At 61.2% G+C, this 21976-nt stretch carries 21 protein-coding genes; 15 read left to right on the top strand and 6 right to left on the bottom strand.

Translation table 11 applies throughout. The features are described 5' to 3' along the window. Positions 1–17 precede the first annotated feature (17 nt). The 6 genes from LGQ03_RS01310 to ilvN all read left to right on the top strand — a co-directional run bounded on the left by LGQ03_RS01310 (position 18) and on the right by ilvN (position 5874). Complete coding sequence (locus LGQ03_RS01310) at positions 18–458, top strand: RDD family protein (RefSeq protein ID WP_226746939.1); 441 nt, start codon at positions 18–20, stop codon at positions 456–458. Positions 459–529: 71 nt separating this feature from the next. Continuing rightward, complete coding sequence (locus tag LGQ03_RS01305) at positions 530–1357, top strand: arginyltransferase (protein WP_226746938.1); 828 nt, start codon at positions 530–532, stop codon at positions 1355–1357. A gap of 63 nt (positions 1358–1420) precedes the next feature. Further along, on the top strand, positions 1421–2275 hold the full coding sequence (gene yghU, locus LGQ03_RS01300; RefSeq protein WP_226746937.1) for a glutathione-dependent disulfide-bond oxidoreductase: 855 nt from the start codon (positions 1421–1423) through the stop codon (positions 2273–2275). Between the two features lie 51 nt (positions 2276–2326). Then, the gene (locus tag LGQ03_RS01295; RefSeq protein ID WP_226746936.1) at positions 2327–3259 is read left to right on the top strand and encodes a YihY/virulence factor BrkB family protein; all 933 of its coding nucleotides are present in this window, start codon (positions 2327–2329) and stop codon (positions 3257–3259) included. Positions 3260–3516: 257 nt separating this feature from the next. Beyond that, positions 3517–5268, top strand: a complete 1752-nt coding sequence (locus LGQ03_RS01290; protein ID WP_226746935.1) for an acetolactate synthase 3 large subunit — start codon at positions 3517–3519, stop codon at positions 5266–5268. 33 nt (positions 5269–5301) lie between these two features. After that, complete coding sequence (gene ilvN / locus LGQ03_RS01285; RefSeq protein WP_226746934.1) at positions 5302–5874, top strand: acetolactate synthase small subunit; 573 nt, start codon at positions 5302–5304, stop codon at positions 5872–5874. 41 nt (positions 5875–5915) lie between these two features. Here the strand turns inward: ilvN and LGQ03_RS01280 are convergent, their stop codons facing one another. Further along, the gene (locus LGQ03_RS01280) at positions 5916–6182 is read right to left on the bottom strand and encodes a hypothetical protein (RefSeq protein WP_056031706.1); all 267 of its coding nucleotides are present in this window, start codon (positions 6180–6182) and stop codon (positions 5916–5918) included. A gap of 148 nt (positions 6183–6330) precedes the next feature. Between LGQ03_RS01280 and LGQ03_RS01275 the strand changes: the two genes are divergently transcribed. Genes LGQ03_RS01275 through LGQ03_RS01265 form a run of 3 tightly spaced genes read left to right on the top strand, consistent with a single transcriptional unit; the run spans position 6331 to position 9115 of the window. After that, positions 6331–7266, top strand: coding sequence for a nucleoside hydrolase (locus tag LGQ03_RS01275; RefSeq protein WP_226746933.1), 936 nt, complete (start codon positions 6331–6333; stop codon positions 7264–7266). Between the two features lie 29 nt (positions 7267–7295). Next, positions 7296–7712: a GNAT family N-acetyltransferase gene (locus tag LGQ03_RS01270; protein ID WP_226746932.1), complete on the top strand. Its 417-nt coding sequence runs from the start codon at positions 7296–7298 to the stop codon at positions 7710–7712. Continuing rightward, on the top strand, positions 7709–9115 hold the full coding sequence (locus LGQ03_RS01265) for a protein adenylyltransferase SelO (protein WP_226746931.1): 1407 nt from the start codon (positions 7709–7711) through the stop codon (positions 9113–9115). Before LGQ03_RS01270 ends, LGQ03_RS01265 begins: the two co-directional genes overlap by 4 nt. A 117-nt stretch (positions 9116–9232) precedes the next feature. Here LGQ03_RS01265 and LGQ03_RS01260 read toward each other — a convergent pair whose 3' ends face one another. Both LGQ03_RS01260 and LGQ03_RS01255 read right to left on the bottom strand, forming a co-directional pair. Further along, entirely contained in the window at positions 9233–9781 is a 549-nt protein-coding gene (locus LGQ03_RS01260; protein WP_090159318.1) for a peptidylprolyl isomerase, read from the bottom strand. Continuing rightward, positions 9774–10280, bottom strand: coding sequence for a peptidylprolyl isomerase (locus tag LGQ03_RS01255; RefSeq protein WP_090159317.1), 507 nt, complete (start codon positions 10278–10280; stop codon positions 9774–9776). Before LGQ03_RS01255 ends, LGQ03_RS01260 begins: the two co-directional genes overlap by 8 nt. A 125-nt stretch (positions 10281–10405) precedes the next feature. Here LGQ03_RS01255 and LGQ03_RS01250 point away from each other — a divergent pair, with 125 nt between their 5' ends. The 6 genes from LGQ03_RS01250 (at position 10406) to LGQ03_RS01225 (ending at position 16839) form a co-directional block, all read left to right on the top strand. Beyond that, positions 10406–11584, top strand: a complete 1179-nt coding sequence (locus tag LGQ03_RS01250; protein ID WP_226746930.1) for a phosphoglycerate kinase — start codon at positions 10406–10408, stop codon at positions 11582–11584. A 94-nt stretch (positions 11585–11678) separates the two neighbouring features. Beyond that, positions 11679–12569 (top strand): fructose bisphosphate aldolase, encoded by an 891-nt coding sequence (locus tag LGQ03_RS01245; RefSeq protein ID WP_226746929.1) that lies wholly within the window; start codon positions 11679–11681, stop codon positions 12567–12569. A 108-nt stretch (positions 12570–12677) separates the two neighbouring features. Then, a complete protein-coding gene (locus LGQ03_RS01240) occupies positions 12678–12977 on the top strand; it encodes an FtsB family cell division protein (RefSeq protein ID WP_226746928.1) in 300 nt (99 codons plus the stop codon). 106 nt (positions 12978–13083) lie between these two features. Then, entirely contained in the window at positions 13084–14094 is a 1011-nt protein-coding gene (gene pdhA, locus LGQ03_RS01235; RefSeq protein WP_090159314.1) for a pyruvate dehydrogenase (acetyl-transferring) E1 component subunit alpha, read from the top strand. 3 nt (positions 14095–14097) lie between these two features. Next, positions 14098–15477, top strand: a complete 1380-nt coding sequence (locus tag LGQ03_RS01230; protein WP_226746927.1) for a pyruvate dehydrogenase complex E1 component subunit beta — start codon at positions 14098–14100, stop codon at positions 15475–15477. A gap of 12 nt (positions 15478–15489) precedes the next feature. After that, complete coding sequence (locus LGQ03_RS01225; protein WP_226746926.1) at positions 15490–16839, top strand: pyruvate dehydrogenase complex dihydrolipoamide acetyltransferase; 1350 nt, start codon at positions 15490–15492, stop codon at positions 16837–16839. 67 nt (positions 16840–16906) lie between these two features. On the opposite strand, the gene cysE is transcribed toward LGQ03_RS01225, so the two are convergent. Genes cysE through LGQ03_RS01210 form a run of 3 tightly spaced genes read right to left on the bottom strand, consistent with a single transcriptional unit; the run spans position 16907 to position 21970 of the window. Further along, positions 16907–17716: a serine O-acetyltransferase gene (cysE, locus tag LGQ03_RS01220; RefSeq protein WP_226746925.1), complete on the bottom strand. Its 810-nt coding sequence runs from the start codon at positions 17714–17716 to the stop codon at positions 16907–16909. Between the two features lie 25 nt (positions 17717–17741). After that, positions 17742–18050: a DUF7742 family protein gene (locus tag LGQ03_RS01215; protein WP_226746924.1), complete on the bottom strand. Its 309-nt coding sequence runs from the start codon at positions 18048–18050 to the stop codon at positions 17742–17744. After that, positions 18050–21970: a baseplate multidomain protein megatron gene (locus LGQ03_RS01210; RefSeq protein WP_226746923.1), complete on the bottom strand. Its 3921-nt coding sequence runs from the start codon at positions 21968–21970 to the stop codon at positions 18050–18052. Before LGQ03_RS01210 ends, LGQ03_RS01215 begins: the two co-directional genes overlap by 1 nt. Positions 21971–21976: the final 6 nt, after the last annotated feature.

The following is a 21976-nucleotide window of genomic DNA, read 5'->3' as shown; positions in this document are numbered from 1 at the left end:
GATACGATAGGATGACCATGACGACGCTGACCGCCCTGCCCGATCCGGACAAGATGCCGGAATTCTACGACGGTGTTCGCAGCCGCAGGCTGTTGGCCTGGCTGGTGGATGTGACCGTGGTTTTCCTGATGTCACTGATCCTGCTGCCGCTGACGTTGTTCATCGCGCTGTTCTTTTTTCCGGTGCTGATGATGGTCGTCGGTTTTCTGTACCGGTGGTTCACGATCGCCAACCAATCGGCCACCTGGGGGATGCGCCTGTTCAACATCTCGCTGCGTGACGCACAGGGTGGAGCGCTGACATCGGCAGGGGCGTTGGTGCATACCGCAGGCTATGCCATCAGTGTCGTGACATTCCCGCTGCAACTGATTTCGGTGGGCATGATGGCCGTCACGGCCAAGAGGCAGGGATTGACCGACATGATCATGGGTACGACCGCCATCAATCGTCCGGCATAAATACGCGTGATCTGGCACAAGTTGCATCGGCGGGGGTTGTCAGCCACGCCGATGCGCACCAATCTTTGGTCATGCGCCACGATCTACAAATCGCCCCGCAGTTCTATGTGACTGCGCCACAGCCCTGCCCCTATCTGGAGGGGCGGATGGAACGCAAGTTGTTCACCGCACTTCAGGGCGAGCAGGCGGCCGAACTGAATGACGCCCTGTCCAAACAGGGGTTCCGGCGGTCGCAGAACGTGTTGTATCGTCCGTCCTGTTCGGAATGTGCCGCCTGCATGTCGGCGCGTATCCGGGTGGCGGATTTCGAACCGACGCGGAGCCAGAAACGTGTGCTGAAACGCAACGCGCATCTGGAACGCCGCCCGACCTCGCCCTGGGCGACCGAGGCGCAATACGATCTGTTCCGCGAATACCTTGATACACGGCACGCCGACGGCGGGATGGCGGACATGGATATGTTCGAATTCGCCGCGATGATCGAGGAAACGCCCGTCAGATCCCGCCTGATCGAATATTCCGACCGCAATGTCCCCGATGATGGTCCCCTGGCGGCCTGCCTGACCGATATCCTCGACGATGGGCTGTCGATGGTCTATTCGTTCTTTGCGCCTTCGCTGACCCGCAACAGTCCCGGCACGTTCCTGATCCTTGACCACGTCAACGTAGCACGCGAATTGAACCTGCCTTATGTCTATCTGGGCTATTGGGTGCCCGGCAGTCCCAAGATGGGGTACAAGGCGAATTTCGACGCGCTCGAGATTTTTCGCGATGGGGCATGGCAGCCGATTGGCGATCCGGATGGCTATGACAGTGCGCTGCATCCGCTGTCCACCGACCCGATTGCCGAACAGGTCGCGCGGATTTCGTTACCCGGCGGGCGCCCCGTCGGACGCTGACCCTTGATCCGCAGCCCGTAGGGCTAAATGGTCGATGGAAACGCATTGATCAAAGGTCTGACCATGTCCGATTACACCCCCCCCAAGGTCTGGGAATGGGACGCCGAGAACGGCGGCAAATTCGCCAGCACGAACCGCCCCATCGCAGGCCCCACGCATGATGCACCGCTGCCGCAGGGTGAACACCGTTGGCAGCTGCACAGCCTTGCCACGCCAAACGGGGTCAAGGTCACGGTGATGTTCGAGGAACTGCTAGAGGCCGGGCATGATGCGGAATACGACGCCTGGCTGATCGACATCGGCAAGGGCGACCAATTCGGCAGCGGTTTTGTCGCCGTGAACCCCAATTCCAAGATCCCGGCCCTGCTGGACACGAAAACCGGCATTCGCCTGTTCGAAAGCGGGTCGATCCTGTTGCAATTGGCGCAGGAATACGACGCCTTTTTGCCGCATGATCCGGCGACACGGTCGGAAACACTGAACTGGCTGTTCTGGCAGATGGGCAGCGCGCCCTATCTGGGCGGCGGGTTCGGCCATTTCTACGCCTATGCGCCAGAGCCGATGGAATACCCCATCAACCGTTTCACGATGGAGGCCAAGCGTCAGCTCGACGTGCTGGACCGCACCCTTGCTGATCGTCCGTTCATCGCCGGCGACAGCTATACCATCGCGGACATCGCCATCGCGCCGTGGTACGGTGCCGTGGCAAACGGCTCGGTCTATGACGCCAAGGAATTTCTGCAAGCCGACAGCTACAAGAACGTCCAGCGCTGGAGCGCGGAAGTCATGGACCGTCCCGCCTACAAACGCGGCCGCATGGTAAACCGGTCCTTTGGTGATCCGTCCGAACAGCTTCACGAACGTCACAGCGCGTCGGACTTTGACACGAAAACACAGGACAAGATCGGTCAGTCATGACCGATCTCCGTTCGGCACCACGCGGCCCGAACGCAATCCGAAAGGAACAGGATGACAGATAGCACGGCGCACCCCGGATCGCTGACGGCCAAGGGCTGGATCGCGGTCGTCAAACGCATTTTTGCAAACATCGGCCGCGATCACCTGACGTTGATCGCGGCGGGTTGCGCGTTTTACGGGCTGCTGGCCGTGTTTCCGGGGATTGTGGCCGCCATGGCGCTGGCCGGATATTTTACCGATCCGTCCATGTTGGTGAACCAGATGCAGACCCTGTCGGCGTTCATGCCGCAAGAGGCCGCGCAGATCGTACTGGATCAGGCCAAATCGGTGGCAGGGTCCGACAGCGGCGGTCTGGGGCTGGCCGCGATCATCGGTGTGCTGACGGCATTCTATTCGGCATCCGCCGGCATGTCGGCGCTGATCGAGGGACTGAATGTCGCCTTTCGTGTCGAGGAGGCGCGCAGCTTCCTGCACAACCTGATGGCGCGTATCGTGCTGACATTTGCCATGGTGATCGGGTTTTTCGTCATCGTGGCAGCACTCGTGCTGCTGCCGGTGATGTTGAATTTCATCCGGCTCGATCCGAATGCGGAATGGATCATCATTCTGGTGCGCTGGCCGATCGTGCTGCTGTTGGTCGCGGCGGGCCTTGCGATCCTGTATCGCTACGGTCCTGCCCGCAAACCGCGCAGGTGGCGCTGGATCACCCCCGGTGCGCTGGTGGCTTGCGTCCTGTGGCTGGCCGGATCGGCCGGGTTTGCCTTTTACGTGCAGAATTTCGCCAGCTACAACGAAACCTTTGGGGCCTTGGGTGGCGTGATCATCCTGCTGATGTGGCTGTGGCTGTCGTCTTTCATCGTGCTGTTCGGCGCCGAAATCGATGCAGAGCTCGAGGCGCAGGCAAAACAGAATCCCGCCCCCGCAAACGCCGACCGCAACACGGCTGACAGCAATGATCTGCCCGACGCGACACGCGCGAACTGATTCCGTCGCATCACCCGCTGAAAGAAAGTTACCAAAACCACCCCCTTTGGCGACATTTTATCCAGCGGGCCTGTTGACCCTGTGAAACCCTGCGCATAGTGTCCCCACACCTAAGGAAATTCGCATGAACACTGTCGTACTAATTGTAGGAAAGACGCGCATGGGCCGGTAACGGTTGACCCATCAGGTTCCCATGCGCCCCCGTGTCACGCCGGGGGTTTTTTTATGCCAAGCGACAGCATTGAACGGACGAGACAATGACAAAAACGATGACCGGCGCAAAAATTGTGGTTCAGGCCCTGATCGATCAGGGGGTCGAGGTCGTGTTCGGCTACCCCGGTGGGGCCGTGCTGCCGATCTACGACGAGATTTTTCAGCAAAACAAGATCCAGCACGTGCTGGTGCGCCATGAACAGGGTGCCGTTCACGCCGCCGAAGGTTACGCCCGGTCCACCGGCAAACCTGGTGTGGCGCTTGTCACATCCGGCCCCGGTGCGACCAACGCGGTCACCGGCCTCACGGATGCGCTGATGGACAGTATCCCGATCATCGTGCTGACCGGACAGGTGCCGACATTCATGATCGGGTCCGACGCGTTCCAAGAGGCCGACACCGTCGGCATCACGCGCCCCTGCACGAAACACAACTGGCTGGTCAAGGAAACCGACAAGCTGGCAGGCACCCTGCACGAGGCGTTCCACATCGCCACCGCCGGTCGTCCCGGCCCCGTGCTGATCGACATCCCCAAGGACGTGCAGTTCGCCACTGGCCAATATACGGAAAAATCGAAACGCACCTCTCACTACAACCCGCAGGTGAAGGGCGATATCGACACGATCACCGAATTGGCCCGTGCGATGGAAACGGCAAAACGACCGGTGTTCTACACGGGCGGCGGCGTCATCAACTCTGGCCCGGCGGCCAGCCAGTTGTTGCGTGAACTGGTCGAGGCAACCGGTTTTCCGATCACGTCCACGCTGATGGGTCTGGGCTGCTATCCGGCATCGGGTGACAAGTGGCTGGGCATGCTGGGTATGCACGGCACCTATGAAGCCAACATGACGATGCATGACTGCGACCTGATGATCAACATCGGTGCGCGATTCGACGACCGGATCACAGGGCGCGTCGATGCCTTCAGCCCGAAATCGAAAAAGGCGCATATCGACATTGATGCATCCTCCATCAACAAGGTTATTCGCGTCGACATGCCGATCCTGGGCGACGTGGCCCATGTGCTGGAGGACCTGCTGAAGGTCTGGAAGGCCAACGGGCGCAAGACCAACACCGAAGGTCTGGCCAAGTGGTGGAAACAGATCGAAGCATGGCGTGCGATTGACTGCCTTGGGTACGAACAGACCGGGTCGGTCATCCGCCCGCAGCACGCCATTTCCCGTCTCGAAGCCCTGACAAAGGGCTATGACCGCTACATCACGACCGAGGTCGGCCAACACCAGATGTGGGCCGCGCAATACATGGGGTTCGAGGATCCGAACCGCTGGATGACGTCCGGTGGCCTTGGCACCATGGGGTACGGCACGCCCGCGTCCATCGGTGTGCAGATGGCGCACCGCGACGCGCTGGTCATCAACGTCGCAGGCGAGGCATCGTGGTTGATGAACATGCAGGAAATGGGCACGGCCATGCAGTATCGCCTGCCGGTCAAACAATTCATCCTGAACAACGAACGGCTGGGCATGGTGCGTCAGTGGCAAGAGCTGCTGCACGGCGAACGGTATTCGTCCAGCTGGTCAGAGGCCCTGCCCGATTTCGTCAAACTGGCCGAGGCCTTTGGTGCCAAGGGCATCAAGGTCGATGACGCGGCCGATCTGGACGACGCGATTCAGGAAATGATTGATTACGACGGTCCGGTGATCCTGGATTGTCTGGTCGAGAAACACGAAAACTGTTTCCCCATGATCCCGTCGGGCAAGGGTCACAACGAAATGTTGCTGCCGAACGCGAAAACGCAAGGTGCGATCACGGCCACTGGCGCGGTGATGGTCTAAGGCCATCCGCCAAGGAATTGGAAAGATTACGAAATGTCAGCACTCAAGATCAAAAAAGGCTCTTCCAGCCATTCCGCCTATGACCTGCGGTCGCATTTTTCCGACGTGATTGAACGGCACACGCTGGCGGTCATCGTGGAAAACGAACCGGGCGTTCTGGCGCGGGTCATCGGCCTGTTTTCCGGTCGCGGCTACAACATCGAAAGCCTGACCGTCGCCGAAATCGACCATACGGGTCATCGCAGCCGCATCACGGTCGTCACATCCGGCACGCCGCAGGTCATCGTCCAGATCAAGGCGCAGCTGGGCCGGATCATTCCGGTCCATGAGGTGCACGACCTGACCGTCGAAGGCCCGAGCGTGGAACGCGAACTGGCCCTGCTCAAGGTGCGTGGCAAGGGCGATGCCCGCGTCGAAGCGCTGCGTCTGGCCGATATCTTTCGCGCCAGCGTCGTGGACAGCACACTGCAAAGCTTTGTGTTCGAAATCACCGGAACCCCAGAAAAAATCGACGCCTTCGCCGAACTCATGCGCCCCTTGGGCCTGCAAGAGGTCGCGCGCACGGGTGTGGCCGCCCTTGCACGGGGTGGCGACAGCATCGTCTGAATAATGTGTGGCCCGTCCGATCAGGGCGGGCCATTGTCGTTTCAGATCTCGTCGTCGTCGAGACGTCCCAACGTGCCGGTTATCCCGTTGGGGTTCTGGGCCTGACTGAACAGTTGCTGCTGTTCGAAACCACTCAGCAGGCCGTCACCGTCACGATCGAACCGTGCAAACAGCTCTGGCGTGATGTCGGGGTATTGGTCCTGGATCGACTCGTAGGTTTCGGTCAGACCCGGCCCGCCGTTTTGCTGGGCGGCATCGCATCCGGCCAGCGTCAGAACCGCGGCGGGGATCAACAGGGCAAATTTCATGACATATCCTTTCATGGTGTGATGTTGCCATCCCAACCGCCAGAGCCGCGCAAGTGTTCCACACCTTGCAAAGGTCCGCCGCCTTGGCGGTCCCTCCTTGCCCCGCTGGCACTGGCGGGCCACATAGGGACAAAGAGAAGGACAGACCATGGCACGCAAGATCATCATCGACACAGACCCCGGTCAGGACGACGCCGTCGCCATCCTGCTGGCGATGGCATCGCCCGAATTGGACCTGTTGGGCCTGACCTGTGTCGCAGGCAACGTGCCACTGGCGCTGACGGCGAAAAACGCGCGTATCATCTGCGAACTGGTCAACCGGACCGACGTGCCCGTCTACGCAGGCTGCGACACCCCCATCGCCCGCAAGCTGGTCACGGCGGAACATGTCCACGGCAAGACGGGATTGGACGGCCCGACCCTGCCCGACCCCGTCATGCCGGTGCAGGAACAGCATGCGGTTGATTTCATCATCGACACGCTGCGCGCCGCACCAGCCGGCACCGTGACGCTGTGCCCGCTGGGACCATTGACGAATATCGCGACTGCCTTTGACCGCGCGCCAGACATCGTGGACCGCGTGCAGGAAATCGTGCTGATGGGTGGCGCCTATTTCGAGGTCGGCAACATCACACCCGCTGCGGAATTCAACATCTTTGTCGACCCAGAGGCCGCCAAGGCGGTCTTTGCCGCCGGTGTGCCGCTGGTCGTTCTGCCATTGGACGTCACGCACAAGGCGCTGACGACACAACCGCGTGTCGATGCGTTCCGCAACCTCGGCACGCCCGTGGGTCAGGCAGTCGCGGAATGGACCGGCTTTTTTGAACGGTTCGACAAGGAAAAATACGGATCGGCCGGTGCGCCGCTACACGACCCTTGTGTCATTGCTTACCTGTTGCAACCCGACCTGTTCAGCGGACGCCATATCAACGTGGAAATCGAAACCGCATCGGACCTGACGCTGGGCATGACGGTCGCGGATTGGTGGCGCGTCACTGACCGAACCCCCAACGCGCTGTTCATCGGCGATGTGGATGCAGACGGGTTCTTTGCGATGCTGACCGACCGTTTGGCGCAGCTATGAGCACCGCCATCACCCTGGCCGGACCTGACATGGCAGACCGCGTCCTCGCGTTGATGGCCCGCTATCACGAAGAATCCGGCCTGCCATTCGACGATGCGCATCGCGCGATGGTCGCGGGTCCCCTGCTGGACGGTTCGCCGCTTGGCGCGATCTGGCTGATCGGCCCCGCGCGTGCGCCGTTGGGTTATGTCACCGTGACATTCGGTTGGTCTGTCCCGCATGGCGGTCTGGTCGGCTGGCTGGAAGAGGTGTTCATCCGTCCCTCGGTCCGGGGACGCGGAATCGGGACAGAGGTGCTGCACGCGGTCACGGTGAACCTGCAAAGGGCACAGTTGCAGGCGATGCATGTCATCCTGCCCAACGATGATGCAGGACTGGCCCGGTTTTGCACACGCACCGGGTTTCGGTCCGTTCCCAGCCCCAGGATGATGACTGACCCGCTATGACGATTCCGTTCGACAACAGTTTCGCGACCCTGCCGGGTACGTTCTACACGACGATCGCACCCACCCCGGTCGCGGCACCGGGCGCGATTGCCGTGAATGACGGTCTGGCGGATGTTTTAGGGATCGACCGCGCATGGTTGCACACGCCGGACGCGACGGCTGTGTTCGCAGGCAATGCCCTGCCGGACGCGGCGTCGCCTCTGGCGCAGCTCTACGGTGGGCATCAGTTCGGCAACTGGTCCGGACAATTGGGCGATGGTCGCGCGATCCTGTTGGGTGAGGTGATCGGCACCGACGGCATCCGGCGCGATATCCAGCTTAAGGGGTCAGGCCCCACGCCCTATTCACGGGGCGGCGACGGCCGGTCTTGGCTGGGTCCGGTTCTGCGCGAATACCTCGTGTCAGAGGCCATGCACGCCATGGGCGTGCCGACCACCCGCGCGCTGGCGGCCGTCACGACCGGGGAACAGGTCTACCGTCAGACGATGCTGCCCGGTGCTGTTCTGACCCGCGTCGCAAGCAGCCATATCCGCGTCGGCACATTCCAGATCCACGCCGCACGGCAGGATACGGATGCGCTGCGCCAGCTGACCGACTATACGATCCAGCGCCACTCTCCGGATGCGGATGGCCCGGCGGGCCTGCTGGACGCCGTGGTTGCAGCACAGGCAGAACTGGTCGCCAAATGGATGGGACTGGGGTTCATACACGGGGTGATGAACACGGATAATTGCAGCCTTGCGGGGGAAACCATCGACTATGGTCCTTGCGCGTTCCTGGATGCCTATGATCCGCAAAAGGTGTTTTCCAGCATCGACCGGATGGGGCGCTATGCCTACGCCAATCAGCCCGGCATCGCGGTCTGGAACCTGGCGCAGCTGGCAACCGCGCTGATCCCGCTGATGCCGGATCAGGATGCGGCGGTCGCGGATTTCACCACGCGCATCAATCGGTTTTCGGACATCTATCAACAGGCCTGGGTGCGGGTATTCGGGGCCAAGCTGGGGTTGGATGACCCAAGCCCCGAGGATGCCACACTTGTTCAGGATCTGCTGACCCTGATGGCGCAATCGGATGCCGATTTCACTGCGACCTTTGCGCGGATGACGAACGGAGATGACCCGGATGACATGCCCGGCTGGCAGGATTGGACCACCCGCTGGGCAGGCCGACGGGCGACGGACCATCGTGCGATCATGGCCAGGGCCAATCCGCAGGTCATTCCGCGCAATCACCGCGTCGAAGAGGTCATCACAGCCGCAACGGGCGGCGATTTCGGGCCGTTCCACCGCATGTTGAAGGTCGTCACCGCCCCCTATGCGCCACTGGATGAGGTGCGCGCGCCCTATGCGCTGCCGCCTGAACCGTCCGAGGAGGTCCGCGCCACGTTCTGCGGCACCTGACAGATCGAAGTGGCATTTGGCGCTTTGCGCAAAGCAATCGGCCTAGCCGCACGACCTTTGGGTCGCTGCCGGGGATACTGAATGGCCCCCTCACCCTGCGATGAAGGGGCCGTTGGTTTATTCGGTGACCGTGACGGTCGTCATCACGTCGGGATCAGACGTGACCGACCCGTTGGGGCCATCACCGCGTTTGATCTGGTCGACAACATCCATGCCGGATGTGACCTCGCCCACGATGGTGTATTGACCGTCCAGGAACGGACCCGGTTCGAACATGATGAAAAACTGGCTGTTGGCCGAGTTCGGGTTCTGGCTGCGCGCCATGCCGACAACGCCGCGTTCGAACGACAGGCTGTCGCTGAATTCGGCAGGAATGTCAGGCAGATCGGACCCGCCGGTGCCGGCACGCGACAGATCGGACCCGGTCACGCCGAATTGCACGTCGCCGGTCTGCGCCATGAATTCGTCGATCACGCGGTGAAACACCACGCCGTCATAGCCGCCAGCGGCCGCAATGGACGTGATCTGTGCGACATGCAGCGGGGCCACATCCTCGAACAGATTGATGCTGACGGTGCCATTGGCCTGGCCCGCAATTTCGATGTCCAGACCGGTGGCCAGCGCGGGGCTGGCCATCAATGCAAGGGGAATGGCGAATTTAAGCATCGGCAGCCACCACGACCTTGATCATGCGGTCGGGGTTCGCGGGTGGCTCGCCCTTGGCGATGTTGTCGACATGCTTCATGCCTTCGATGACCTGACCGTAGACGGTGTATTGACCGTTCAGGAAATCGTTGTCCTTGAAATTGATGAAAAACTGGCTGTTGGCCGAGTTCGGGTTGGCGGAACGTGCCGCACCCAGGCTGCCGCGCGCGTGAGGAACCTTGGAAAATTCCGCGGGCAGATCGGGCAGATCGGATCCACCTGTGCCAGCGCGTCCGGGGGCATAGTTGTTTTCCATGTTGGCGTGCTGCACGTCGCCTGTCTGCGCCATGAAGCCGTCGATCACGCGGTGAAATGCGACGTTGTCGTATTTGCCGGCGCGGGCCAGTTCCTTCATCCGCTCCACATGCTTGGGGGCCACGTCGGGCAGCAGCTTGATGACGACATCGCCGTCCTTGAGTGTCATGATGATCGTGTTTTCGGGATCGTCGTAGTCGGCCATGTGGGCGCACTCCTGTTTATTTCTGGCACTGACATATGGTGCAGCGGCGTGATTGCCAACCGGGCACCGTTGACGCTAGGCGGCGGTTGGCACAGGTATGGCGAAACCAATGACAGGAGGCCACGATGGGCTGGAAAACACTCGACGACATGGATCTGGACGGCAAACGCGTGCTGGTGCGGGTGGATATCAATGTTCCCGTGGCCGATGGACAGGTCACCGATACCACGCGGATCGACCGGATCGTGCCGACGGTGCGCGACATCAAGGCTGCAGGCGGCACCCCCATCCTGCTGGCACATTTCGACAGGCCCAAGGGCAAGGTCGTCCCGGAAATGTCGCTGGGCCAGATTGTCCCCGCACTGGAAGCAGCGCTGGGGTGCAAAGTGACGTTTCTGGACGGCAACTACGGTGCGGGTGTCGCGGCCCTGGGTCAGGGCGACGTGGCCCTGCTGGAAAACCTGCGGTTCAACCCCGGTGAGGAATCCAATGACGACGGTTTCGCGACCCGTCTGGCCAGCCTGGGCGACGTTTATGTCAACGATGCGTTTTCCGCAGCCCACCGCGCCCATGCCAGCACCGAGGCGCTGGCCCGCAAACTACCGGCCTGCGCGGGTCGCCTGATGGCCGAAGAACTGGGCGCACTGGACCGTGCGCTGGGCCAGCCTGACCGCCCTGTCGTCGCCGTTGTCGGCGGGGCCAAGGTGTCGACCAAGCTGGACCTGCTGTCGAACCTTGTGGAAAAGGTCGACACGCTGATCATCGGTGGCGGCATGGCGAACACGTTCCTTGCGGCATCGGGCATCGACGTGGGCAAATCGCTGTGTGAACACGATCTGGCCGACACCGCCCGCGCCATCACACAAAAGGCCGCCGACAAGGGCTGTGAAATCCTGCTGCCCCGCGACGTCGTCGTGGCACGCGAATTCAAGGCGGGTGCCGACAACGAAACCGTCAAGACCGAGGATTGCCCAGCGGATGCGATGATCCTGGACGCAGGCCCGGATTCGGTGGCCCATATCGAACAGGTGCTGGAACGGTCGAAAACATTGGTCTGGAACGGCCCGCTGGGTGCGTTTGAAATTGCGCCCTTTGATGCCGCCACCAATGCCGCAGCGCAATCCGCAGCACGGCTGACCAAGGCGGGCACATTGATTTCGGTGGCCGGTGGTGGCGACACCGTCGCCGCGCTGAACAAGGCAGGTGTGGCCGACGACTTTTCCTATGTTTCGACCGCAGGCGGCGCGTTTCTGGAATGGATGGAAGGCAAGACCCTGCCCGGCGTAGCCGCGCTGAGCGACTGATAGCGTTAACTAAATAACGGTTTGCGCTATCAGAATTGTGTATCGTCGGGCTCTTGCCTAACCGTAGGGCAATTGATCACAGGAGGCCCCGACGATGAATCAGGACATGGCAAACCAGATGCGCACGGCAAAAGGATTCATTGCCGCGCTGGATCAAAGTGGCGGGTCGACGCCCAAGGCGCTGGCCGCCTACGGTCTGTCCGAAAAGGACTGGTCGAATGACGACGAGATGTTCGACCTGATCCACGCCATGCGGGCCCGCATCGTCGCTGCCCCGGATTTCAGCGGCAGCAAGGTGCTGGGTGCGATCCTGTTCGAACAGACGATGGATCGCGCATTCGAAGGCAAGCCCGCACCCCGTCACCTGTGGGAAGACCAGCACGTCGTGCCATTTCTGAAAATCGACCACGGGCTGGAGGACACCGCCGATGGCGTGCAGCTGATGAAACCGATTGGTGGGTTGGATCACACCCTGCAGCGCGCCTACATGCTGGGCGTTTTCGGGACTAAGGAACGGTCCGTCATCCATGCCGCGAATCCTGCGGGGATCGAGGCGATCGTTGCACAGCAATTCGATATTGGCCGGCAGGTCCTGTCGCACAAAATGATGCCGATCCTGGAACCGGAAATTACCATCTCGATTCCGGACAAGGCTGAGGCCGAAGGTCTGCTGCTGGATGCAGTTCTGCGCCATCTGGACATGCTGCCAGATGACACCGAGGTCATGATCAAACTGACCTTGCCCGAGACGCCCGGACAATACGATGCGCTGGTCAACCACCCCAAGGTGATGCGCGTCGTTGCCCTGTCCGGCGGCTATGACCTGAACGAGGCGACCGCCCGTCTGGCCCGCAATCCCGGGATCATCGCCAGTTTTTCGCGTGCACTGACCGAAGGATTGTCAGCCCGCCAAGAGGACACGGCATTCAACGCCGCCATCGGACGCAACATCGCGTCGATTTACGCAGCATCTGTCACGGGCTGAGTCCAACACGCCACGCCGCAGGGTTTTTCCGTGCCGGGGATTCACATTCCCGGCCGCCGTGTTAATGTCATGCCAATCGCGGCCAACAACGCGACCCAAGAGGCAAGCATGACAAGACAAAAAAGACCCGCAATCGGGACCTTGATCTATTTTCTGGGCGCACTGGCGTTAGGGTTCTATTTCACATTTGCCGCGATCCAGGGCGACTACGGTGTTCTGAAACGCAGTGGCATCGGAGCCGAAGGTCGCGCGCTGGAGGTCGAACTGGAACAGCTGCGTGCCGAGGTCGCCCGCATGGAAAACCTGACCATGCGGCTGTCGGACAAATACCTCGACCTTGATCTGCTGGACGAACAGGCCCGCGACGTGCTGGGCCTGATCCGCACGGACGAGATGGTGATCCGCTGACCCACAGCTTTTTGCGGCGATCGCGTTGCGTTACCCTGCGTCCCGTTCTATGTTCGGGGAATAGTTTAACACTAAACAATTCTCTGGAACCACGAGGGGACCCGCGATGCCGCCAAAGAAAAAGGACGCCCAGCCGAATGTGTCGGCGGAAGAGCTGAAAGGCTACTACCGCGACATGCTGATGATCCGGCGTTTCGAGGAGAAGGCCGGACAATTGTACGGCATGGGCCTGATCGGTGGTTTCTGCCACCTCTATATCGGCCAAGAGGCTGTCGTCGTCGGACTCGAGGCCGCCGCCAAGGAAGGTGACAAGCGCGTCACGTCCTACCGCGACCACGGCCACATGCTGGCCTGCGGCATGGACCCCAAGGGTGTGATGGCTGAGCTGACGGGCCGCGAAGGTGGCTACTCCAAGGGCAAGGGCGGGAGCATGCACATGTTCTCGAAGGAAAAGCATTTCTACGGCGGTCACGGGATCGTCGCGGCACAGGTGCCGCTGGGCGCCGGTCTGGCCTTTGCCGACAAGTACAAGGGCAACGACAACGTCACATTCACCTATTTCGGCGACGGTGCAGCCAACCAAGGTCAGGTCTACGAGACCTACAACATGGCCGAACTGTGGGATCTGCCGGTGATTTTCGTGATTGAAAACAACCAATATGCGATGGGCACATCCACGCAACGGTCCACGAAATCCCCCAGCTACTGGGAACGCGGTGCCGCCTACGGCATCCCCGGCGAAGAGGTTGACGGCATGGACGTGCTGGCGGTCAAGGAGGCCGGCGAAAAGGCTGTGGCCCACTGCCGCGCCGGCAAGGGCCCCTATATCCTGGAAATCAAGACCTACCGCTACCGTGGGCATTCCATGTCCGATCCCGCAAAATATCGGACCCGCGAAGAGGTCCAGAAAATGCGGGACGAACGAGATCCGATCGAACAGATCCGCGATCTCCTGCTGACCGGCAATCATGCGACCGAGGACGACCTGAAGGCGATCGACAAGGAAATCAAAGGCATCGTCAACGAATCCGCAGAATTCGCCAAGGAAAGCCCCGAACCCGCACTCGAAGAGTTGTGGACCGACATTTACGCAACCGAAGTTCCGCAGGAGGCTTGATCGATGGCAACCGAAATTCTGATGCCCGCCCTGAGCCCCACGATGGAAGAAGGCACGCTGGCCAAATGGCTGGTCAAGGAAGGCGACACCGTCGCATCCGGTGATATCCTCGCCGAGATTGAAACCGACAAGGCCACGATGGAATTCGAGGCCGTCGACGAAGGCACGATCGGCAAGATCGTCATCCCCGAAGGCACCGAAGGCGTAAAGGTCAATGACGTGATCGCCGTGCTGCTGGAAGACGGCGAAAGCATGGACGACGCCAAGGTAGACGACAGCCAGTCGCAACAGCCCGTGGCAGCCGACAAGGAACAATCGTCCGAAACAGCCCCCGCCGCGGCCAAGACGCACCCCGCGCCAGCCCCGTCCGACCGGACCCCGGACTGGCCCGAGGGCACAGAGGTCAAGAAAACCACCGTCCGCGAAGCCTTGCGCGACGCGATGGCCGAGGAAATGCGCCGCGACGAAAGCGTCTTTCTGATGGGCGAAGAAGTCGCCGAATATCAGGGTGCCTACAAGATTTCCCAGGGTCTGTTGGACGAATTCGGCGCACGCCGCGTGATCGACACACCAATCACCGAACATGGTTTTGCCGGGATCGGCGTGGGTGCTGCCTTTGGCGGTCTGCGTCCCATCGTGGAATTCATGACATTCAACTTTGCCATGCAGGCGATGGACCAGATCATCAACTCTGCCGCAAAGACGCTGTATATGTCCGGCGGCCAGATGGGTGCGCCCATGGTGTTCCGTGGTCCCAATGGTGCCGCTGCCCGTGTGGGCGCGCAGCACAGCCAGGACTACGCGGCATGGTTCATGCAGATCCCCGGCCTCAAGGTCGTGATGCCCTACTCTGCCGCAGACGCCAAAGGTCTGATGAAAACGGCCATTCGCGACCCGAACCCGGTGATCTTTCTCGAGAACGAAATCCTGTATGGTCGGTCCTTCGATGTGCCTGTGATGGATGATTTCACCATTCCATTTGGCAAGGCCAAGATCGAACGCGACGGCGATGATGTGACCATCGTGTCGTTTGGTATCGGCATGACCTACGCGCTGGAAGCGGCTGACAAGCTGGCCGAAGAAGGCATCAAGGCCGAGGTCATCAACCTGCGCACCCTGCGCCCGATGGACACTGCCACGATCCTCGAATCCGTGCGCAAGACAAACCGTTGCGTCACCGTCGAGGAAGGCTGGCCGCAGGGCAGCGTCGGCGGCTACATCAGCGGTGTGATCATGCAAGAGGCCTTCGACTATCTGGATGCGCCCGTCATCACCTGCACCGGCAAGGACGTGCCCATGCCCTATGCCGCCAACCTTGAAAAGCATGCCCTGATCACCACCGACGAGGTGGTCGAGGCCTGCAAACAAGTCACTTACAAATAAGGATTTTAGGACATGCCCATTGAAATCCTGATGCCCGCCCTGTCCCCCACGATGGAGGAAGGCACGCTGGCCAAATGGCTGGTCAAGGAAGGCGACACCGTGCAGTCCGGCGATCTGCTGGCCGAAATCGAAACCGACAAGGCCACGATGGAATTCGAAGCCGTGGACGAAGGTGTCATCGGCAAGATCACCGTAGCCGAAGGCACCGAAGGCGTGAAGGTCAACGACGTGATCGCGATCCTTCTGGCCGATGGCGAAACTGCCGACGACATCGGCGGCGCAGACGCCAAACCCGCACCTGCGTCATCAAACGCTGCCCCGGCAGAACCGTCAGAGGCGACTGAACCCGCCGCCGGTTACGGCCGGTCCGGATCGGCCGCGCAAGAGGACAAGCCCGCAGCCCCGGCAGCGGGTTCCAAGAACGGTGAGCGCATCTTTGCCTCCCCCCTCGCCCGCCGGATCGCCGCGGACAAGGGCCTCGACCTTGCCAACATCACCGGGTCCGGCCCGCGTGGCCGTATTGTCAAGGCTGACGTTGAAAACGTGACGGCCCAGCCTGCCACGGCAAAAGCCGAAGCAGCTGCACCTGCGGCCAAGGCGGACGCCCCCAAAGGCAGTGCGATGGCAACTGGTCCATCAACGGATGTCATCCTCAAAACCTACGAGGGTCGCCCGTTTGAAGAGGTCAAACTCGACGGTATGCGCAAAACCGTCGCCGCCCGCCTGACCGAGGCCAAGCAGACCGTGCCTCATTTCTATCTGCGCCGGGATATCCAGCTGGATGCGCTGATGAAATTCCGCAGCCAGCTGAATACCCAACTCGAAGCGCGCGGCGTCAAGCTGTCGGTCAACGATTTCATCATCAAGGCCTGCGCACTGGCCCTGCAACAGGTGCCAGAGGCAAACGCCGTCTGGGCCAACGACCGCACGCTGCGATTTGAAAAGTCCGACGTCGCCGTTGCCGTCGCCATCGAAGGCGGCCTGTTCACCCCGGTGCTGAAAGACGCCGAGATGAAATCGCTGTCGGCCCTGTCGTCAGAGATGAAGGACCTGGCATCCCGCGCCCGCGACCGCAAACTGGCACCGCACGAATATCAGGGCGGCAGCTTTGCGATTTCGAACCTGGGAATGTTCGGCATCGACAACTTTGACGCCATCATCAACCCGCCACACTCTGCGATCCTCGCGGTCGGCGCGGGCGTCAAGAAACCCATTGTCGGCAAGGACGGTGAATTGTCCGTGGGCATGGTCATGTCCGTGACCCTGTCGGTCGATCACCGGGTCATCGACGGTGCGCTGGGGGCAAACCTGCTGGCAGCGATCAAGGACAACCTTGAAAACCCGATGACGATGCTGGCCTGAACCACCGCAACCAAAACACAAAACGCCGGGTCACTGACCCGGCGTTTTCATTTTGAAGTCAAATCATTCAGTCCATCGGACCCAGCATATGATCCATCAGGATCGACGGCTGTGAACAACCCGCCTCGCCCACGATCTTGGCTGGAACGCCTGCAACCGTTTTCATTGCGGGCACATCGTGCAACACGACCGACCCTGCCGCCACACGGCTGCAATGGCCCACAGTGATATTGCCCAGAACCTTTGCACCTGCACCGATCAGGACGCCGTTTTCGATGGTCGGATGCCGCTTTTCCTCGTCCTTGCCGGTCCCGCCAAGGGTCACGGAATGCAGCATCGACACATTATCCCCGACAATCGCGGTTTCACCAACCACGACGGAATGCGCATGGTCGATCATCAGACCCTTCCCGATCTTGGCACCGGGATGAATATCGACCCCGAACACCTCGGATGCACGCATCTGTATGAAATAGGCCAGGTCTGCCTGTCCGTCGCGCCACAGGAAATGGGCCAGTCGGTGCGACTGAACCGCCTGAAATCCTTTGAAAAACATCAATGGCTGCATCATCCGATGGCAGGCCGGATCGCGTTCGAACGTCGCAACCAGATCTGCACGCGCATCCAGCGCCAACCGTGGTGCGCGACCATAAATATCGTCTGCGATCTCGCGCACGTTTTGTGCCGACATCTCACTGGATGCCAGTTTCAGCGCAAGCCGGTAGGCCAGCGCATCATTGAACGTCTCATGTTGCAACACCCCGGCATGGAACATCGCACCCATTGCGGGTGTCTTGCGCACCGCACGCTCTGCATCACCCCTGATCTCATCCCAGACAGGGTCGATGCTATGCAGCTGTGATTGTGATATGGCCATGGCGGCACCCTCGCGTGATCTTTGGTCACCATATAGAGCGACGCTCCGAAAAGCAAAAGCCACGCCTCTCGATCAGCACATCAACCACGATGCGCAGCGCTGCCAGATAAGTCTGTTCCACGACACGCCCGCGCACAGTTGCATATGGCGCAGTGGCCGCACTCAATGTGCCATCACCATAGACCGCGTGCCGCCGCCCAAGTCGCTTGCGATACCGGTCGGCCACATCGGCCCGTCCGATAATCTCGCGGGCCAGACCATACTGCTCTGGGACTGTGACGGCACACAGACAACGCGCCACGGCATCAAGGTCCAGCAGACCGACGGGCCGCATCAGCCCCCCACGTTGATCGACACGAAGGGACCGGTGCCATAGCGTTCGGACAATTGCGCGACTGCGACAACAAAGGCTGCATTCCCGACCTCGGCCAGCCCGTCGTCACGCGGGTAGGTCCATGCCGATGCCGATACCGTGTCCTCGCGCAGGATCAGGTCACCCTGCCTGACCTGTACGACATAGCGTTCGCGTTCCTCGCCCAGCGGCACATCTCCGCGTCCCCAATGGTCGCCGTCAATCCGCGTCTGCCTGATCCATGCCACGTTCAACCCCGCTGGGACGAAATCCGCCTTTAGATGCACAACAGGGTATGGCCGATAGCCGTTGCCTTTGAACACCTCGACAACATGCCGGTAGCTGCGGTCGGTATAGGGACGCTTGACCGGGCCGAAACGGAAATGCCGCCGCTGTCCCCGTGCGTAGGTCGGTATCGTCACCTGCTCTGGTCGGCCGTCCATCAGCACCACCTTGGACCCGGCAGGCCAGGTGTCACGGATCATCGCACTACTGCCGGCCTGTCCGCGCAACAGCTCTGTCAGGGCAAAGGTCCGGTCCCCGATCAGCTGCGCTTGCGCAAATTGCACGATTTCCCAATCATCGGCGCTGCCGTCACCGATCGCCAGCACATTGCGGCCGAACAGAACGTCCTCTGGATCAATTGCATAGAGCGCACCGTGCACCAGATTGACGGTTAGGGTCTGCCGGTCCCACAGTGCCGTGCGACCACGCGCAAGCGGGGATGTCAGCTCTCCGATGACGCCGCGCCTGCGGAAAACATCCTGCAGGACATAGCCATTGTCGGACGGGGCCGAATACAGGGCCACCGCTGACCCCCAGTTTTGCGAAGTCGTGGCGAAATGTGGCTCATGCGGCACCTCATCACCCCGGATCAACGGCAGGTCCAGGAACAACCCGACCACCTTGCCGGGTGCCTTGTAGCTGCGCAGGCGTGCGCCTTCCTCCGACCGGCGCTGCGGTTGGAACGCTTCGGGGTGCAACCGTGTCGCCTCGATCCGGCGCATCCCCATCTCCTCGATCCTGTCGATGCGATAGCGGCCGGCCAGCCCGGCGTCGTCCAATTCCACGACATCGCCCGCGCCCAGCGCCCCGCGTGATTGCGGAACCGAAAATGCCACCGTGTCGCGCCCGGTCCTTGCCTCGTTGATCCACCGATGCGCAACACGCAGACCCTCGGTCCTAGTCAGGACCAGCGGAAATTCGGTCCGCGCCGTGGTCGTCGTCTGTTCCGCTGCATGGATGGCCTGGGCGACACTGACGGCATAGTCAGCCTCGCTTTCGACATAGCCAACCTGTACGCGACCGGTGACCTCGGCCTCCGGGGCACGGATATGCAGGATATCGGCGCCGCGCTCGTCATCCAGCACCAGATCGTCCTGCGTGATCCGACCCACAGCAACCCCGTCACGATTGCGGAACACCAGAACACCATCTCTTTCAGCCACCTCCACACCGTAGGCCAGCAGCAAGGGTTGCAGAGCTGCGCGGGCCGTGCCGACACGGTCGATCACATAGCCGCGCACCACCCCATACAGACAGGAGACATCAACACGGGTCAAACCGGCCTCTGCACAGATCTCCGCCACGACACCTGCCAGCGTCCGCGCCGTGGCACGTCCGTTCAGCCAATGCCCACGGGCATAGTTGTCACCGTCGGACCACAATGCGGCATTTGCAGGAAAATGCGGGAATGGGCGTGCGTCCCAGCACCAGACATGCGCCCTGTCCATATCCAGCATTCGCCCCCGGTAGGGGCCGGTTTCAGACAACGGGTTGTTCTGCGGCACGGCATAATGCCCCCAGATCGCCCGCAAGTACTGCATCTGCATGAAATCATCCCGCGCCCCGCTGGAATAACGCGGCAAAAGTGATTCCGACGATTTGGGGTCCAGAAACTTGTTGGGTTGGTTCGTCCCCTTGTCGATGGCCGCACATCCGAATTCCGTGAACCAGATCGGCTTGCTGCCGGGAACCCAAGGCGTCGGCACAGCAGACCGGACACCACCGATGCGATCATGATGCCGGTTCTGCCACCACCCCGAGAGATCCTTGTACCGCCAGACCCAGGGTTCACCATCGCCATCAGTGATCGGCACGCGCCGTTGGGCCGCGCGGGCCTCGGGCGTCGGGTAATACCAGTCAAAGCCTTCGCCACCGGCGACATTCGCCCGCAGATAATCCAAATCGTAGATGGACCCGGCGGACGCGTCGCTGTGATCCTCGCCGTCACGCCAATCCGACAGCGGCATGTAGTTGTCGATCCCAATGAAATCGATGTCGTCGCTGGCCCATAGCGGGTCGAGGTGAAAATACTTGTCCGCTGTCCCAGCTGGCTGATAGCCATGATACTCTGACCAGTCGGCAGCATAAGAGATCTTGCAGTCCGGCCCGAGAATACCGCGCACATCGGCGGCCAACTGCCTTAGCGCCGCTACCGCAGGAAAACTGTCACTTGCCCCGCGGATCTGGGTCAGCCCCCGCATTTCCGATCCGATGCAGAATGCCTTGACCCCACCCGCGATCCTGCACAGATGCGCGTAATGCAGGATAAATCTGCGATACCCCCAGCCCGCGGGCCCGGTATAGCGCACAAACTCGCCGTCGCGGACAAAGTCATCCGCCTGCGCCGTTCCCATGAAATCCGCAACTTCGCCCGCTGCTGCGGCACTGCGATCAGGGCTTTGCGTCTGCCCGGGTGCGCGGCTCAATGTGATCCGCCCCCGCCATGGCAACCGAGGTTGCCCCGTAACGCCGGTCCAGGGATTTGGCAGATCGTTCCCCGCCAATTGGGTCATCAGGATAAAGGGATAGAACATCGGCTCCATCCCGCGTGCTGACAGATCACGGATCGCCTGGATCACGGATGCATCCGAAGGTGTGCCACCATAGACAGGACGCCCGTCAATGCGCGGCACACGCTGCGCGAAATAGCGATTGGTATCGCAGACAATCCACGGGTCGTCGCCCTCGGACTGATACTGCTCGACCATCGGGCGGACATCGCAGTGACCGCAGCGCAGATCGGTCCCGAACCATGACACCACCAGACTGACGGACCGGCATTTTGGCAATTCCTCCTCCAACGCCAGTGCCGATGTGCTGAAATCAGTCCCGCCGCTGGGTGAATTGACGTTGATTGCACGGCTATCGCCGAAACCGGCACTCAACTCGACCTGTCGCGTGCCCAGCGCGTATTCGCCCGTACCGGGGATCATCGCAACCGCCCGCACCTGTTGGGACAGATCGGCCAGCGCCTCTGGTGTGCCCGGCTCTGCCGGGCGCATCACCTCGAATGTGAATTGCGGGACGCGGTTGCCGAATTGGCCCAATGGCAGATCTTCAAAAACGACATAGGCAATCCCGCGATAGGCCGGCGTATTGGTGGCCCCCTCCACGACCGCGATCTTGGGATCGGGTTGCTGCGTCTTGCTGCCGCGATAGACCCGCATGTTCAGATCGACGGGTGACACCTCGACCCCGTCTGCCCAGACCCGCCCGACCCGTGCAATCTGACCTTCGCACAGCGCCAGCGCCATGCTGACGGTATAGCTGTAGGTGGTCACCTCCGGGTCAGGAGTCCGCGGTGCACCCTTTCCGCCGCCCCCCGTGACGGTGGAATCCTCCTGAAATGCCGTGGCCCAAATAACATGCCCGGCCAGACGCATACGCCCATGCAGCCGCGGAATGGCCGCGCCCTCGCTTGCGCCCATCAGGCGAAAACGATCGACCTGCCCCACCGCGACAGGCTCACTCCCGTTCCCGAGGATACGTTGGTCGATCTGCCGTCCAATCGTCGCCCCCACAGCACGCCCGATGACCGCTGTCGACAGGCCCAGAACGGACCCGCCAAGCGAGCCGCCCGCGGCCATTCCTGCCGCCGATAGAACAAGAGTAGCCATAGCCGT

The sequence above is a fragment of the Loktanella gaetbuli genome (assembly GCF_020531945.1).
GTDB lineage: Bacteria > Pseudomonadota > Alphaproteobacteria > Rhodobacterales > Rhodobacteraceae > Loktanella > Loktanella gaetbuli.
Note: the sequence above shows the minus strand (reverse complement) of the source record. Positions and strands in the feature narration are given on the sequence as shown.